Below are 14,470 nucleotides of genomic sequence, written 5' to 3'. Positions count from 1 at the left end.
CAACTTTGTTTCTTTATTTCAATTGCGAGGATGTGACAATTTGAAAAAATATTATGTCGTTTGGGAAGGGGCGAAAACAGGCATTTTTTCTTCTTGGGACGAGTGTAAACCTTACGTCATTGGCGTTCCGGGGGCGAAATATCGCTCATTTCCATCGAAAGAAGAAGCAGAACAAGCATTTGCGTCTGGTCCGTTTGTAAACCGAACAAAAAAAAATAAAGCGCATGCAACAAACTATGTAGAGGAAAGCATTTGCGTAGATGCAGCATGTAGCGGAAATCCAGGATGGATGGAGTATCGAGGAGTACATACGAGAACAGGGAAAGAGTTGTTTCATGTTGGGCCGATGATCGGAACAAATAACATTGGGGAATTTTTAGCCATTGTCCACGCATTAGCATGGTTACAACAACAAAACAAAAGTTTGCCGATTTATTCTGATTCGGCAACAGCTATCAAATGGGTAAAAGGAAAAAAAGCGAATACAACGCTCATTCGCAACGCTGAAACAGAACGTGTCTGGCAACTTGTTGAACGTGCTGAAGCGTGGTTGCGCACGCACCATTATACAAATGAAATTATGAAATGGGAAACCGAGCAATGGGGAGAAATTAAAGCAGATTTCGGACGAAAGTGAAAGGAGAGGGATGTTAACCTTCTCCTTTTTGCATGTCATCGAGTTGTTGTTTTAGTTTTTGTTTATCCAATTGTTCACCGATGATAACAAAATGTAATGGGACATTCATTTCCTCTTTCATATAGAGCGGTGTACCGTATGCATACTGAAAGGAGTAAACTCCACTTGTATGAGTAAAACGTAAAAATCCTTTCATGCGGTAAATAGTATCAGGAAGTTGTCGTACCCATTGTTCGAACACGTCTAAGTCAATTGGGCTTGCAAATGTATGTACGTATGTTTGAATGCGTAGTCTTTCGATGTTCATTCGCTCATGCTCGTTTCTCATCCGCTTCGATAACAAATGAATATCCTCGATTCGTACATTAGAAAACGTTGTGAAAATTGTGCGCGCTTCGCTGTTGATCGTTTGTAACTCAAACGATAATTTCGCTTGTTCATCCGGACGTAATACATCTGTCTTATTGACAATTAATACATCCGCGTGACGAACTTGTTCTTTTAACAACATTTGCAGAGGAATGGAGAGTTGTTGACGATTCACCCAACGTGTTGCGTCGATTGTCGTAATAATGCCTCCCATTTGAATGCGATCAGCAAACAATGGCGACATACACGCATCGAGCACTTCAACAGGATGAGCTACCCCTGTCGTTTCAACATAAATGACGTCTAACTCATGTTGTTGAAGAAGTGAATGAAGTTCTACTTCAAATTGATCTTGAATGGTGCAACATACACAGCCGCTTAATAACTCACTTAACACAGCGTCTTTTGAAACCGCATGCGAATCAATGGATACTTGACCGATTTCATTCATTATCACAGCCACTTTCCGTCCACGTTCTTTTTCATTTTGTAGTAGTCGCCTTAATAATGTCGTTTTACCACTTCCAAGAAATCCGGATAAAATATATACCTCTGTATGCATAAAATACCCCTTTCTACATGTTCCTTTTTGATCATAGTCAAAAATAACAAATAGCACAAGAAAAATATATCGTGCATCGATGGACAATTTGCTTAAAAGAGAAAAAATGATGTATTGGTCCTTGCATACCTTTTGTTTTCTTTCATATACATATCTTTGTAATCTTTTTGGAAAAATTTTTATTATGTATTTACAATCTCATCTTATCATGTATATAATTTACTATATCCAATCATTTGAAAAGGAGGGAAGGACCATGATGACAATGACAGGAGTATGGAACACAACTGAACAAAGAAAGATTGGTCCACCCTTCCCATGTTAAGAACATTGATCTTTTCATGAGCGCTCACATGCCGCAAGGAAGGTACTGTTCCTTGCGGCTTTTATTCTCAGTCCGCAAAGGGATCTTCTCTTGCGGATTTTTTTATTGAAAGGAGGTGAGCAAGTAATGAAGTTTCATTTATTTTTCTTAACGATTTCTATTCAACGAAGAATATGGACGGCTGAAGAAATAGAACAAGAACAGCTCATTCATCAACTCGAAGAAGAGATTATGGATCGAAAATGTTCAATGTACCGATTGTTTTAATTTGGAAAACAAATACATGTTGAAGGGGGAATGAAAAATGAAACAACAACGATGGAAAACAAACGTGACTTGGACGGTAGATGACGATTAGTTTTACGCCAAAAGAGTTGATCTATGGATCAGCTCTTTTTTCTTTACAAAATCTTTACTTGTTTATATAAGTATATGCTTATATAATGATTAATGGATGAAGGAGGGAGGTATATGCAGCACATCGAAGAGACAGCAAATATGCTAAAGCTATTAGGCGATAAAACAAGATTAATGATTTTAGCTATATTAAGTGAAACTGATTGTTGTGTGTGTGAGCTTGTTGAGATGCTACAAATGAGTCAACCAGCTATTAGCCAGCATTTACGAAAATTAAAAGACAACGATTTAGTGAAAGAGACAAAAAAAGCGCAATGGGTGTTTTATTCATTAAATAAACAACATGAGTTTTATCCAATGATGAAATGCATTTTCGCTTATCTGCCAGATCCAAAAGAACACATTCGTCAACTTGAGAAAAAAGGAATGCGCATTCGTTGTGAATAAAAAGAGAGGAGTGGTTTTTTGCTTTCCGTTATTCTTGCATCATTGATTTTTCTTATTACTCTCGTTTTTGTCATTTGGCAACCGCGCAATTTATCCATTGGTTGGTCTGCCTGCGGTGGCGCCTTATTAGCATTGCTTGTTGGAGTCGTTGATTTCCAAGATGTTATGGATGTAACGAACATCGTTTGGAATGCGACGCTTGCTTTTATTGCGATTATCATTATTTCTTTAATTTTAGATGAGATTGGCTTCTTCGAATGGGCAGCGTTACATATGGCGCGTGCGGCTAAAGGAAATGGAATTAAAATGTTTATATTTGTTTCCATTCTCGGTGCACTCGTGGCAGCGTTTTTCGCAAACGATGGTGCCGCACTCATCTTAACACCGATCGTATTAGCCATGGTACGTGCATTACAATTTGATGAACGAAACGTATTGCCATTCATCTTAGCAAGTGGATTTATTGCGGATACGACATCGTTGCCGCTTGTTGTCAGCAACCTTGTCAATATTGTATCTGCAGACTTCTTCCGCATTAGTTTTGGTGAGTACGCATCGCGTATGATTGTTCCAAACTTTTTCTCGCTCGCAGCGAGCATCGGGGTGCTTTACTTATATTTTCGAAAGGACATTCCGAAACGCTACAATTTATCGCATATCAAACAACCATCTGAAGCGATTAAAGACGTGCGCATGTTTCGATTGTCGTGGATCGTTCTTGCGGTTTTATTAATCGGCTATTTTGTCGGTGAATTCGTAAACATCCCTGTCTCGTTTATTGCTGGTGCTGTCGCGTTATTGTTTTTATGGATGGGAAGACGGAGCCCAGCTGTACACGTGAAACAAATATTAAAAGGAGCACCGTGGGCTGTCGTCTTTTTCTCGATTGGGATGTATGTTGTTGTATACGGATTACGCAACGTAGGATTGACGACCATTCTAGCAGATATGATCGAAGCGGCCGCGAATCAAGGGCTGTTTATGGCGACGATTGCCATGGGGTTTATCGCAGCGATTTTATCGTCTGTTATGAACAACATGCCGACAGTCATGATTGATGCGCTAGCGATAGCTGATACGAATACAACGGGAATCATTCGCGAAGCGCTAATTTATGCAAATGTAATCGGTTCGGACTTAGGACCGAAAATTACGCCAATCGGTTCACTTGCTACACTTCTTTGGTTACATGTGCTTTCAACAAAAGGAGTAAAAATTACGTGGGGCACTTATTTTAAAAATGGTTTAATTTTAACCATCCCAACATTATTTATTACTCTCGTTGGGTTATATATATGGTTACTTATTATTCATTAAAAGGAGTCGATTGAAATGAAAAAAGTAATTTATTTCTTATGTACAGGGAACTCTTGCCGTAGCCAAATGGCAGAAGGATGGGCAAAAAAATATCTTGGTGACGAATGGGAAGTATATAGCGCCGGCATTGAGGCGCATGGTTTAAATCCGAACGCAGTCAAAGCGATGAAAGAAGTAGGAATCGATATTTCAAACCAAACATCAGACATTATCAATGAAGAGATTTTAAACAGAGCCGATTTAGTCGTTACATTATGTGGACATGCGGCAGATCATTGTCCAGTCACACCACCACATGTCAAACGTGTTCATTGGGGATTTGACGATCCAGCTAAAGCAGAAGGAACAGAGGAAGAAAAATGGGCTGTTTTCCAACGTGTCCGCGATGAAATTGGTGCACGAATTAAACGATTTGCCGAAACGGGAGAGTAAAAAACAAAGACGAGGAGAAGACGTTCTCCTCGCTTTTTTTCTTAATATAACGAAAACATATTGTTTTCAGACAAAAAAGAACATACAATGAATAAAGGATGACCATAACAATGAGGAGGACACAGCCTCCTCATTGTTATTTTCCTTTTTAGCCGAGTTTTTATGAACAAAAGGGGGATGTTTAGTGCCAGTAAAAAATATAAAAACGTATATTCTTTTATTTTTAACTGCTACGATTTGGGGTGGTGCCTTTGTTGCTGGAAAAATCGCAACGACGACTTTACATCCTGTGTCAGTTGCTTTTTTTCGTTTTTTCGGTGCTAGTTTGATTTTGTTTCCATTATTGTACTGGAAAGAGCCGAATAGACCAACTCCGACGAGAAAAGATTGGATCGTGTTAGCGCTCCTCGGTTTAACGGGAGTGTTTTTATACAACATTTTCTTTTTTATAGCTACAAAATATGCACCCATTGTTAAAAGCTCATTAGTCATTGCAGTCAATGCTCCGTTGATTACATTGTTGTCTGCACTATTTTTGAAGGAAAAATTGAACGGAAGAAGTATATTTGGCATGTTGCTCGCTGTATTTGGGGCTGTATATATTATTACAAACGGTCATCCGTCCGTACTTATCGAAATCGGTGTTGCTCCGATCGATCTTGTGCTAGCAGGGGCATGTCTCAGCTGGAGTACATATTCGGTCATTGGAAAAGTGGCAATGAAAACATATAGTCCGCTTGCGGCAACAACGTACGCAACAGGTTTTGGAACGTTATTTTTAGCACCTTTTGCGCTATACTATACTTCTTTTACATCTGTCCAAATGAGCGGATGGGATGTGTGGTTAAGCGTTTTATACGTTGCCGTTGTCGTTTCGGCTATCAGCTTCGTTTGGTGGTATAACGGTATTCAAAAAGTCGGAGCTTCAACCGCTTCAGTTTTCATTAATGTCATGCCGATTTCTGCTACGGTGATGGGAACAATCTTTTTTAATGAACATTTGACAATCACTCATATCGTTGGAGCGGCGTTTGTATTTAGCGGTATTTTGTTTAACATTTACAGTAAACAAGAAAAAGTGATGTTCCCTCTCATTAAGAAAGGGGCGAATATATGATTTGGGGTGCAGGGGAAATGTGGAAAGGATATGGCCTCGTATTGTTATCGGCAACGGGATTTGCGTTTATTCCCATCTTTGCATTATACGCATATGACAACGGTGTCACTGTGACAACTCTGTTGTTTTTACGCTTTGCATTGGCTGCGCTTTTCTTTTTTCTGTATTTATGGTTAAAAGAAAAAAACTGGAAGGTTTCGCGGTCACATTTATTGTATTTATTTTTACTAGGTGGCATTTTCTATATGATGCAATCTTCTTTTTATTTTCAGGCAGTAAAATATATTCCATCTTCACTCGCTGCGTTGTTGTTGTATTTAAATCCGATATTCGTCGCTATTTTTTCGTTTTTTATTAATAAAGAAAAGCTAACAAAGCACATCATCATAGCGATTCTCATTTCTTTTTTAGGTATGTTGCTTGTATTAGGGGCACCAGAAGGAAAAATTCAGCCGCTCGGTATTGCGTTAGCCGTTGGAGCAGCGATTGTTTACTCAATGTACATTATCGTTGGAAATAAAGTGACCGCACACGTTCCACCCATTACAGCGAGCGCCTACATTGCACTCTTTGCCGCTTTGTCTTTTTTTGTTTTTGGAATCGGTTCGGGAACATTACATTTTCAATTTGACGCAAAAGGATGGCTTCCAATTATCGGAACATCGTTCGTCTCAAGCGTTTTGGCGATGTTGACGTTTTTTGCAGGAATGAATATTATCGGTCCGACAAAAGCAGCAATTTTAAGTATGATAGAACCGATCGTGACGTTCCTTCTATCAATGGTATTTTTACATGAAAGCATATCATCTCTCCAAATGATTGGGGGACTGATTGTGTTGAGTGGAGCTATGCTTGTTGTCACAACAAAAGAACTCAAACTAAAGAAAAAATCGACCTCCATCAGTGCGTGATAGGGGTCGATTTTGCAAAATGGCAGGAATATTACCTATCGTTATCTAATTCCAATAAATATGTCTTCATAGTAGCGAGGAGGATTGTTGTGAATCAAAATGTAAACTCCCCGTCGGTGGCGCTAGTGACAGGAGCCTCGAGCGGGTTTGGGCTACTCGTAAGCGTTGCACTTGCGCGTGAAGGATATCAGGTCATTGCTTCAATGCGAAACATACAAAACAAAGAAATGCTTGCAACCGTGGCGTCTGAAGCCGGCGTGTACGATCGGATAGAAATCGTATCTCTCGATGTCACCGATTTCACCTTGGTAGAATCGGTCGTGCACGATGTAATCAATCGCTACGGACGGATCGATGTATTAGTTAACAACGCAGGGTTTGCCACTGGCGGTTTTGTAGAGGAACTCTCACTTGAAGAGTGGGAGCGTCAATTTGCGACAAACTTTTTCGGGTTAGTGGCCGTCACAAAAGCTGTTTTGCCAATTATGCGAACGCAACGTAGCGGTAAGATTATCAACATTAGCAGCATTAGCGGACGAGTCGGTTTTCCGGCGATGGGTTCATATGTCGCTTCAAAATTTGCTGTCGAAGGATTTAGCGAATCGCTTCGTTTAGAGATGTTGCCGTACGGAGTATATGTCGTCTTAATTGAGCCAGGGTCATTCAAAACAAACATTTGGTCAAAAGGGCTTCAAGGGGTGTCCGTCCGTTCGGATTCACCATATGCAAAAGAAATGAAAAACATTGTGCAATACGTGAATCGAGTAGTCAAAACAGCACCACTTCCTGACGAAGTCATTAGGCAAATAATTAAAGTCGTCCAATCGCCGACTCCTCGTTTGCGTTACCCTGTAGGGAGAGGAGTCACATTGACGTTAAGGTTGAAAAACTGGTTGCCATGGAAGTGGTGGGAGTGGATTATCATGAAATCTCTTAAATAGAAATAAGTACCACATATACAACTACAGAAAACATACATTTGGAAGTAGGAGTTTTGTTAATTTTAGCGAAATGATGTGTAAAATCGTTGAAGATTGATTGACAAGATGCTTTAGACCAAAAATTAAGCAGGGGGCGAAAGAGGTGGGAAATGTTTATTTTTTTACCGGATTTCCGGGATTTATTTCATCGATGTTGCTTGAGGAACTAATTGCGAAATGGGCCCCAGAAAAAATATATACATTGGTGCTTCCTCGTATGAAAGAGAAAGCGATGGCAGAAAAAGAAAGAATTTGTTCTTCCACTCATTTTCCACAGGCGAAATGGGAAATCGTTGAAGGAGACATTACGAAGTCGAACCTTTCTCTCTCAGAAAAACAACTTCACATGTTGGCACAATCGATCACCCACGTGTTCCATCTTGCAGCTATTTACGATTTGGCCGTTCCTGAGGACATTGCTCGAATGGTCAACGTAGAGGGAACAAAACAAGTAAACGAATGGGTTTCCTTCCTTCCGCATTTGCAGCGCTATGTATATTTTAGTACTGCATACGTATCAGGAACGCGTCAAGGGTTGATTTTCGAACATGAACTTGACAAAGGGCAGGCGTTTAAAAACCATTACGAAGAAACGAAATTTCTTGCAGAAGCAGCTGTAAGAGAAGTAGCGCACAACGTGCCGACAACGATTATTCGCCCTGGCATTGTGGTTGGTCATTCAAAAACAGGAGAAACGATGAAATTTGATGGTTTGTACTTTATGCTCAATATGTTTGAGCGTCTGAAGTTCCTTCCTATCATTCCGTATCTCGGCAAAGGCGGGGCGCAAGGAAATTTTGTTCCGGTTGACTACATTATTGAGGCGACGCTCTATTTGACACATACGGACGAAGCGGTTGGCAAAACGTATCATTTAACCGATCCGAACCCGTACAAAATGAGGGACATTTATCGGATGATGATGACGGAATATCTCGGGAAAGAACCGAAAGGAACACTGCCGCTTCGTCTTGCCAAATGGGCGATGTCGTTTTCTTTTATTCGCAAATGGTTGCGCGTAGAAAAAGAAGCGCTTGAATATTTCGAATGTACGTCGGTATACGACGCAACAAATGCACGCAATACTTTAGCGAAGATAGGTATTACTTGCCCTGACTTCCGCGATGTCATTCCAGTGATGGCTCGTTATTATCGGAAGCATCGACACAACTCAACCAAACAGCTGACGATTCATTAGAAATTTAACGTCTATTATTTAAAATTATCGAAAAACGATCCTACACTTCAAATGAATGAGAAAAGGAGGGAAACTTCACTTCAATGTCCGTAAAGAAGCCAACAAATATATTAGAGAAATTACAAGCGCGATTGAATCACTGTTTTGCGGCTTTGGAAGATCTTATAAAAGAAGAATTGTTGTCGTTAGAAATTACGCCCGAACCTTTTCTCACAGTAAAGGACGTTTGGGACGATATAGAGTTGTATTGTTTCGATGAAAATTTATCTAATCGATGCGAAGAGAAAATACAAACGTTTCTTTACAACCTACTTGCTGATTGTGTGAGAGAATTAGGAGTGGACGAAGTACGTACGTATCTCATCACCCAAGGATGGTCAGATTTTTCGCTTTTTTTGCGTAAGTCTAGAAAAAAGAAGTGATGTCTAAAGAAAACATTACGGTATGACGGAGGGAATATGTTGCAAATAAAACGACTATCAGAATGTACGTTAAAAGAAGCGGTACGTGCTTGGAATGCTGGATTTGAAGGGTATTATTTTCCGATTCAGCTGACGATAGAAAGCTTTTTGGATCGATGAGTAGGAGAAGGGCTTTCTCCTTCGTTATCCATTATCGCTTTTCACCGTGATGAGCCAGTTGGAATTGTGCTAAACGGCGTTCGTGAATGTAAAGGAATTTCAATGGCTTGGAACGGCGGCACAGGAGTAGCGCCTGCGTTTCGAAAAACGGGGATTGGAAACGCGCTAATGGAAGCGACGCTTGACATTTACCAAGAAGCAGGCGTTGAGCTTGCAACATTGGAAGCGATTAGCGAAAATGAGCGAGCCATTGCACTATACCAAAAATTCGGCTATGAAATCGTGGATGAACTGGAGTATTTACAATCTCAAGAAGCGGTGCCACACTTCCTAGATGGCGCAACATTTCAAGTAGAAACGACCGTCCCACAACAAATAAGCCACCTTCCGTTTTATAAGGGACGACACCCGTGGCAAACGCAATGGCAAAGCGCCAAAGATGGCGAGGCACTTAAATTTCTTGCTAAATGGATAGGCACCTAGCGGCATGAGTACTTTTCCGGATTGGGATAGTTGTTCAAAAGCACGGTCAATTTCTTCTTCCATATCACACGCGACACATAGCGACATCGCAGGCGTAAACTCGTGCTGTTCGACGTGATTATCAATCGCCATCAATCGTTGTCCTTTTAATAGAAACGTGGCATGAAGCACCATTCCGTTTTCTTGATGCACGATTTGTTCGATTTCCGCCAGAGAAAAAACGGACGTATACAAACGAATCGCTTCCTCTGCCTGCCCAGAAAACATAAGGCATGTCACAACTTTTTGATCCATAAATTCCTCACAACCCCTTTATAATGATAGAACAACAAAAGCGAATATATGTTCTTGTGTGTAATTATCGTCAATTCACAATTCGTTGTCAATAGTAGAATTTTTTTACTAGCTTGACTATGTACCTTAGTACAAGGTTTATACTTAAACTAACGGTGAGGTGATTCGATGTATCGGATTAGTGAGCTAGCAAAACGATGTGGTGTGAATAAGGAAACGATTCGCTATTATGAAAAGCGGCAGCTACTCCCACTACCTACACGAACAGAAGCGGGGTATCGTTTATATTCCGATGCCGACGCAAAGCGTATCCAATTCATTAAACGTCTGCAACAACTCGGATTTTCGCTAACGGAAATTCACCGGTTGCTCGGCATTGTCGATCAAGATAAGGAACGATGCGCGAATATGTATGAATTTGTATCGAAAAAAGTGGAAGAAGTGCAAAAGCAAATCAAAGACTTACAGCGAGTCGTATGTGTGCTCCAAGACTTACAAAAACGGTGTCCAGATGAAAAAGCGTTATATGAGTGCCCGATGATTGAAACGTTAATTGAGGAGGAGTTTTCAACATGAAAAGATATATGATGCGTATTGAAGGAATGACGTGTCCAAGCTGTGAAAAACATATTGCTTCGATTCTTGAACAACTCGGCGCAACATCTATTGATGTTAGTTTTCGCCGTGGAGAAGCGGTGTTTGAACTTCCTCATGCCAATGTTGAAGTAGCAAAACAAGCCATAAAGATAGCTGGTTATGAGCCGACAGAAGTAGTGGAAATCGAAGCAACCGAAGAAACATATGACTATATCATCATCGGCTCTGGTGCTGCCGCTTTTGCATCGGCAATCGAGGCAAGAAAATACGGGGCGAAAGTTGCCATGATTGAACGAGGAACGATAGGAGGAACATGCGTTAATATCGGCTGTGTACCTTCAAAAACGTTGCTCCGTGCAGGAGAAATAAACTACTTAGCAAAAAATCATCCGTTTCTTGGGCTACATATATCTGCAGGAACGGTCGATTTATCTGCGCTAATCGAACAAAAAAATGAATTAGTACAAAACCTACGCCAAGCGAAATATATCAATCTCATCGATGAATATGGATTTACGCTTATTCAAGGAGAAGCTGTATTCTTAGACGAAACGACAGTAGAAGTCAACGAAAAAAAATTATCAGCGAACCGCTTCCTGATTGCCACAGGTGCTTCTCCGGCAATTCCTAATATCCCTGGGCTTGCAGATGTTGAGTACGTCACAAGTACGACGCTACTCGAACGAAAGGAAGTACCTAAACGATTAGCGGTCATCGGTTCTAGTTATATTGGCATCGAACTCGGGCAACTGTTTCATCATCTCGGTTCTGACGTCACATTGATGCAACGAAGCCCTCGGCTATTAAAAACATACGACCAAGAAATTTCAGAAGCAATAACAAAAGCGCTCACGACTCAAGGCATTCACCTTCTCACAGGCGTGTCTTTTGAGCGTGTCGAGCAAGACGGAAACGTCAAAAAAATACATATCGAAATCAATGGAAAAAAACAAGTGATCGAAGCGGAGGAATTGCTCATTGCTACCGGGAGAACACCGAATACGGCAGCATTGCGTTTAGAAGCGGCTGGGGTAACAACAGGTTCGTGTGGTGAAATTGTTGTGAATGACTATTTACAAACAACGAATCCGCGCATTTATGCGGCAGGCGATGTCATCCTGGGTCCACAATTTGTCTATGTCGCCGCATACGAAGGAACGATCGCTGCAGCAAACGCTATTGGCGGACAACAGAAAAAAATCCAGCTTGAAACAATCCCAGCGGTTACGTTTAGTTCCCCCGCAGTCGCAACGGTTGGACTAACGGAACAACAAGCAAAAGAAAAAGGATACGAAGTAAAAACATCTGTTTTGCCGTTAGAAGCTGTCCCGAGAGCAATTGTCAATTACGAAACGACCGGTGTCTTTAAATTAGTCGCAGATGCAAAAAAAGGAAAATTGCTTGGAGCTCACGTTGTCGCAGAACATGCGGGAGAAGTCATTTATGCAGCGACACTCGCCATCAAATTTGGCTTAACGATAAACGACCTCCACGAAACGCTCGCTCCGTATTTAACGATGGCTGAAGGACTAAAGCTCGCGGCATTAACGTTCGATCAAGATGTCGGAAAGTTATCTTGTTGTGCGGGATGAGCCACTTCCATGTGGAAGCGGCTCTAGTTTTCTTTCTTATTTAACGCTTGTTTTAACAAATCACCTAAACTTGTGCCAAATGAATCGTTTTCAGCACTATATTTTTTCAATAACGCTCGTTCTTTTTGGCCAAGTTTTGCTTTTTTCTGCTCGTCGGCTTTTTCAATGACATTGCAAGGGCGACATTGGAAGTAGATACCTGCTTTTCCTTCATGAATTTCCATCCGTTTTTTGCACTGTGGGCAGCGCCGGTTCGACAGTTTTGGATCTTTTCGCTTCCGGAAGCGGCATGTCATATTCGAGCATACAAGCATGCGACCTTCTTTTGTCGCTCGTTCTTTTAAAAACGATCCGCACTCTGGACACATAGAGCCAGTTAAATTATGGGCACGATACATTCGATCGCTTTGTTTTATTTCCGCCACTAACCGCTCCGTTTGCTTGCGGATGTGTTGGAGGAACGTTTTCGGATCACCGTTTCCACGAGCAATTGCTTCTAATTCTTTTTCCCAACGCGCAGTCAGCTGCGGCGATCTCAATTCCTCATTGACAAGTTCAATCAATTGTTTCCCTTTTGGTGTCGGATAAAACCGTCCGTTTTTTCGCTCAACCGTTTCCGTTTCGACGAGGCGTTCAATAATTTCCGCGCGCGTCGCTGGCGTACCTAGTCCGTATTTTTCCATTTGCGACAAAAGGTCAGCTTCGGAATAGCGAAGAGGAGGCTCTGTTAGCGCTTCTTTTTTCTCTAATATCACAGAAACCATTTGTCCGTTTGTAAACGTAGGGAAGGTCGCTTTCTCTTCTTGCTTTTCTAGAACGCGCCGAAAGCCTGCGTTTACTACTCGCGTTTCGCGCGCGACAAACACTTCGCCGTCGATATCAAAAACAACATGAATCGTTTCATAGTCGCATGCTGGATAGAAGAGTGCTAAAAAGCGACGAGCAATTAAGTCATATAGTTTTCGTTCATCGGCAGAAAGCTTGCCGATGTCCAATCGTTCTTCCGTCGGGATAATCGCGTGGTGATCCGTTACTTTTTCATTATCAAATACCCGCCGAGCCATCACTTTCCCTTTATTTTTTAAAAGCGGGGCAATTTCGTCTACGTATCCAGATTTCATCGACTCTAGCCGATTAATCATCGTACGTTCCATATCGGTCGTTAAGTAACGCGAATCGGTGCGCGGATATGTGACAAGCTTATGGTGTTCATATAACCGTTGTAATACACTTAACGTTTTTTTCGCGGAAAAGCCAAACCGTTTGTTTGCGTCCCGTTGTAACTCGGTTAAGTCGTACGGAAGTGGCTGCGGCTCTTTTTTTGTTTTTCGTTCGATAGAAATAACCGTCGCTTGCTTGTTTTTTAGTTTTTCATATAGCTGTTCTGCTAGTTCTTTTGAAAAAATCCGCTTTTCCCCGTTACGCTCCCAAAAAGCAACAACAGACCCGACGTTGGCACGAATCGTCCAATATGGTGCTGGTTTAAATGACTGAATTTCTTTTTCTCGCTCAATCATCATCGCAAGCGTCGGTGTTTGGACGCGACCCGCGGAAAGAGGCTCGTTATATTTGGTCGTTAACGCTCTCGTCACATTTAACCCAATCAACCAATCTGCTTCTGCCCGGCACACAGCAGATTCATATAAACGTTCAAACTGTTTTCCAGGTTTTAAATGTTGAAATCCGTCGCGAATGGCTTGATCGGTTTGTGACGAGATCCAAAGGCGAAGGAGCGGTTTTTTCCAACGGATTTTTTGCAAAATCCAGCGCGCGACAAGTTCGCCTTCTCGTCCAGCGTCGGTGGCGATGATGCAGTTTTTAATATCTGGACGTTTTGCTAAGGTTTCGATTGCACGAAACTGATGGCTCGTTTGCCGAATGACGTTCAGTCCCATTTTTTCTGGGATAATCGGCAAATCTTCTAACCGCCACGTTTTATATGTTGGATCGTAATGCTCGGGCATTTTTAATTCAATTAAATGCCCAAGCGCCCATGTGACAATATATTTCGGTCCTTCAAAGTAATGTTTATGTTGCTCCCGACAACCAAGCACGCGGGCAATTTCCCGAGCGACGCTCGGCTTTTCGGCCAGAACAAGTGATTTCATCATATTTTCCTCCTGATCACAAGACTACTTGTTCAGTATAGCGGAAGAAGGGGAGGTTTGCACATCTGACACTTCAAGAAAAAGAAGGGGACGTGGTGAAATGGTAGAAGTATGACAAGTTGAACGATTCACAACCAAGTAGGTAGAGTACCATGAAACTGTG

Annotated in this window: 16 protein-coding genes and 1 pseudogene; 14 read left to right on the top strand and 3 right to left on the bottom strand. The window is 41.5% G+C overall.

What is annotated here, in order from left to right:
• Positions 1–40: 40 nt before the first annotated feature.
• On the top strand, positions 41–637 hold the full coding sequence (locus tag HNR63_RS05890; RefSeq protein ID WP_181520119.1) for a ribonuclease H1 domain-containing protein: 597 nt from the start codon (positions 41–43) through the stop codon (positions 635–637).
• Positions 638–650: 13 nt separating this feature from the next.
• Here HNR63_RS05890 and HNR63_RS05885 read toward each other — a convergent pair whose 3' ends face one another.
• Entirely contained in the window at positions 651–1,568 is a 918-nt protein-coding gene (locus HNR63_RS05885; RefSeq protein ID WP_181520118.1) for a CobW family GTP-binding protein, read from the bottom strand.
• A gap of 451 nt (positions 1,569–2,019) precedes the next feature.
• Between HNR63_RS05885 and HNR63_RS05880 the strand changes: the two genes are divergently transcribed.
• The 11 genes from HNR63_RS05880 (at position 2,020) to HNR63_RS13875 (ending at position 9,716) form a co-directional block, all read left to right on the top strand.
• Positions 2,020–2,160, top strand: coding sequence for a YrzI family small protein (locus tag HNR63_RS05880; RefSeq protein ID WP_084221335.1), 141 nt, complete (start codon positions 2,020–2,022; stop codon positions 2,158–2,160).
• A gap of 204 nt (positions 2,161–2,364) precedes the next feature.
• Positions 2,365–2,697 (top strand): ArsR/SmtB family transcription factor, encoded by a 333-nt coding sequence (locus HNR63_RS05875; protein WP_021095091.1) that lies wholly within the window; start codon positions 2,365–2,367, stop codon positions 2,695–2,697.
• Between the two features lie 18 nt (positions 2,698–2,715).
• On the top strand, positions 2,716–4,014 hold the full coding sequence (locus tag HNR63_RS05870) for an arsenic transporter (RefSeq protein ID WP_085789315.1): 1,299 nt from the start codon (positions 2,716–2,718) through the stop codon (positions 4,012–4,014).
• A gap of 15 nt (positions 4,015–4,029) precedes the next feature.
• The gene (gene arsC / locus HNR63_RS05865) at positions 4,030–4,446 is read left to right on the top strand and encodes an arsenate reductase (thioredoxin) (protein WP_143249212.1); all 417 of its coding nucleotides are present in this window, start codon (positions 4,030–4,032) and stop codon (positions 4,444–4,446) included.
• A 184-nt stretch (positions 4,447–4,630) separates the two neighbouring features.
• Positions 4,631–5,563, top strand: coding sequence for a DMT family transporter (locus HNR63_RS05860; RefSeq protein WP_085789316.1), 933 nt, complete (start codon positions 4,631–4,633; stop codon positions 5,561–5,563).
• Positions 5,560–6,474, top strand: a complete 915-nt coding sequence (locus tag HNR63_RS05855) for a DMT family transporter (RefSeq protein WP_395857576.1) — start codon at positions 5,560–5,562, stop codon at positions 6,472–6,474. Before HNR63_RS05860 ends, HNR63_RS05855 begins: the two co-directional genes overlap by 4 nt.
• A gap of 89 nt (positions 6,475–6,563) precedes the next feature.
• A complete protein-coding gene (locus HNR63_RS05850) occupies positions 6,564–7,415 on the top strand; it encodes an SDR family oxidoreductase (RefSeq protein ID WP_181520117.1) in 852 nt (283 codons plus the stop codon).
• A gap of 142 nt (positions 7,416–7,557) precedes the next feature.
• Entirely contained in the window at positions 7,558–8,652 is a 1,095-nt protein-coding gene (locus HNR63_RS05845) for an SDR family oxidoreductase (RefSeq protein WP_181520116.1), read from the top strand.
• An 83-nt stretch (positions 8,653–8,735) separates the two neighbouring features.
• The gene (locus tag HNR63_RS05840) at positions 8,736–9,074 is read left to right on the top strand and encodes a hypothetical protein (protein WP_181520115.1); all 339 of its coding nucleotides are present in this window, start codon (positions 8,736–8,738) and stop codon (positions 9,072–9,074) included.
• Between the two features lie 36 nt (positions 9,075–9,110).
• The gene (locus HNR63_RS13910; protein ID WP_281363161.1) at positions 9,111–9,233 is read left to right on the top strand and encodes a hypothetical protein; all 123 of its coding nucleotides are present in this window, start codon (positions 9,111–9,113) and stop codon (positions 9,231–9,233) included.
• A 30-nt stretch (positions 9,234–9,263) separates the two neighbouring features.
• Positions 9,264–9,716, top strand: a complete 453-nt coding sequence (locus HNR63_RS13875) for a GNAT family N-acetyltransferase (protein ID WP_343047643.1) — start codon at positions 9,264–9,266, stop codon at positions 9,714–9,716.
• Here the strand turns inward: HNR63_RS13875 and HNR63_RS05830 are convergent.
• A pseudogene (locus HNR63_RS05830) lies at positions 9,687–10,010 on the bottom strand (VOC family protein); the annotation flags it as partial. The gene HNR63_RS13875 and the pseudogene HNR63_RS05830 overlap by 30 nt on opposite strands.
• Before the next feature lie 168 nt (positions 10,011–10,178).
• Here HNR63_RS05830 and merR point away from each other — a divergent pair.
• The gene (merR, locus tag HNR63_RS05825) at positions 10,179–10,586 is read left to right on the top strand and encodes a mercury resistance transcriptional regulator MerR (RefSeq protein ID WP_181520114.1); all 408 of its coding nucleotides are present in this window, start codon (positions 10,179–10,181) and stop codon (positions 10,584–10,586) included.
• Positions 10,583–12,199, top strand: coding sequence for a mercury(II) reductase (gene merA, locus HNR63_RS05820; protein ID WP_181520113.1), 1,617 nt, complete (start codon positions 10,583–10,585; stop codon positions 12,197–12,199). The genes merR and merA overlap by 4 nt, the downstream gene beginning before the upstream one ends.
• 23 nt (positions 12,200–12,222) lie before the next feature.
• Here merA and HNR63_RS05815 read toward each other — a convergent pair whose 3' ends face one another.
• Positions 12,223–14,307, bottom strand: a complete 2,085-nt coding sequence (locus HNR63_RS05815) for a DNA topoisomerase III (protein WP_181520222.1) — start codon at positions 14,305–14,307, stop codon at positions 12,223–12,225.
• Positions 14,308–14,470 lie beyond the last annotated feature (163 nt).

Source organism: Anoxybacillus ayderensis, from assembly GCF_013761015.1.
Taxonomy (GTDB): domain Bacteria; phylum Bacillota; class Bacilli; order Bacillales; family Anoxybacillaceae; genus Anoxybacillus; species Anoxybacillus ayderensis.
The sequence above is the reverse complement of the archived record's forward strand: the minus strand, read 5'-3'. Positions and strand labels throughout refer to the sequence as shown.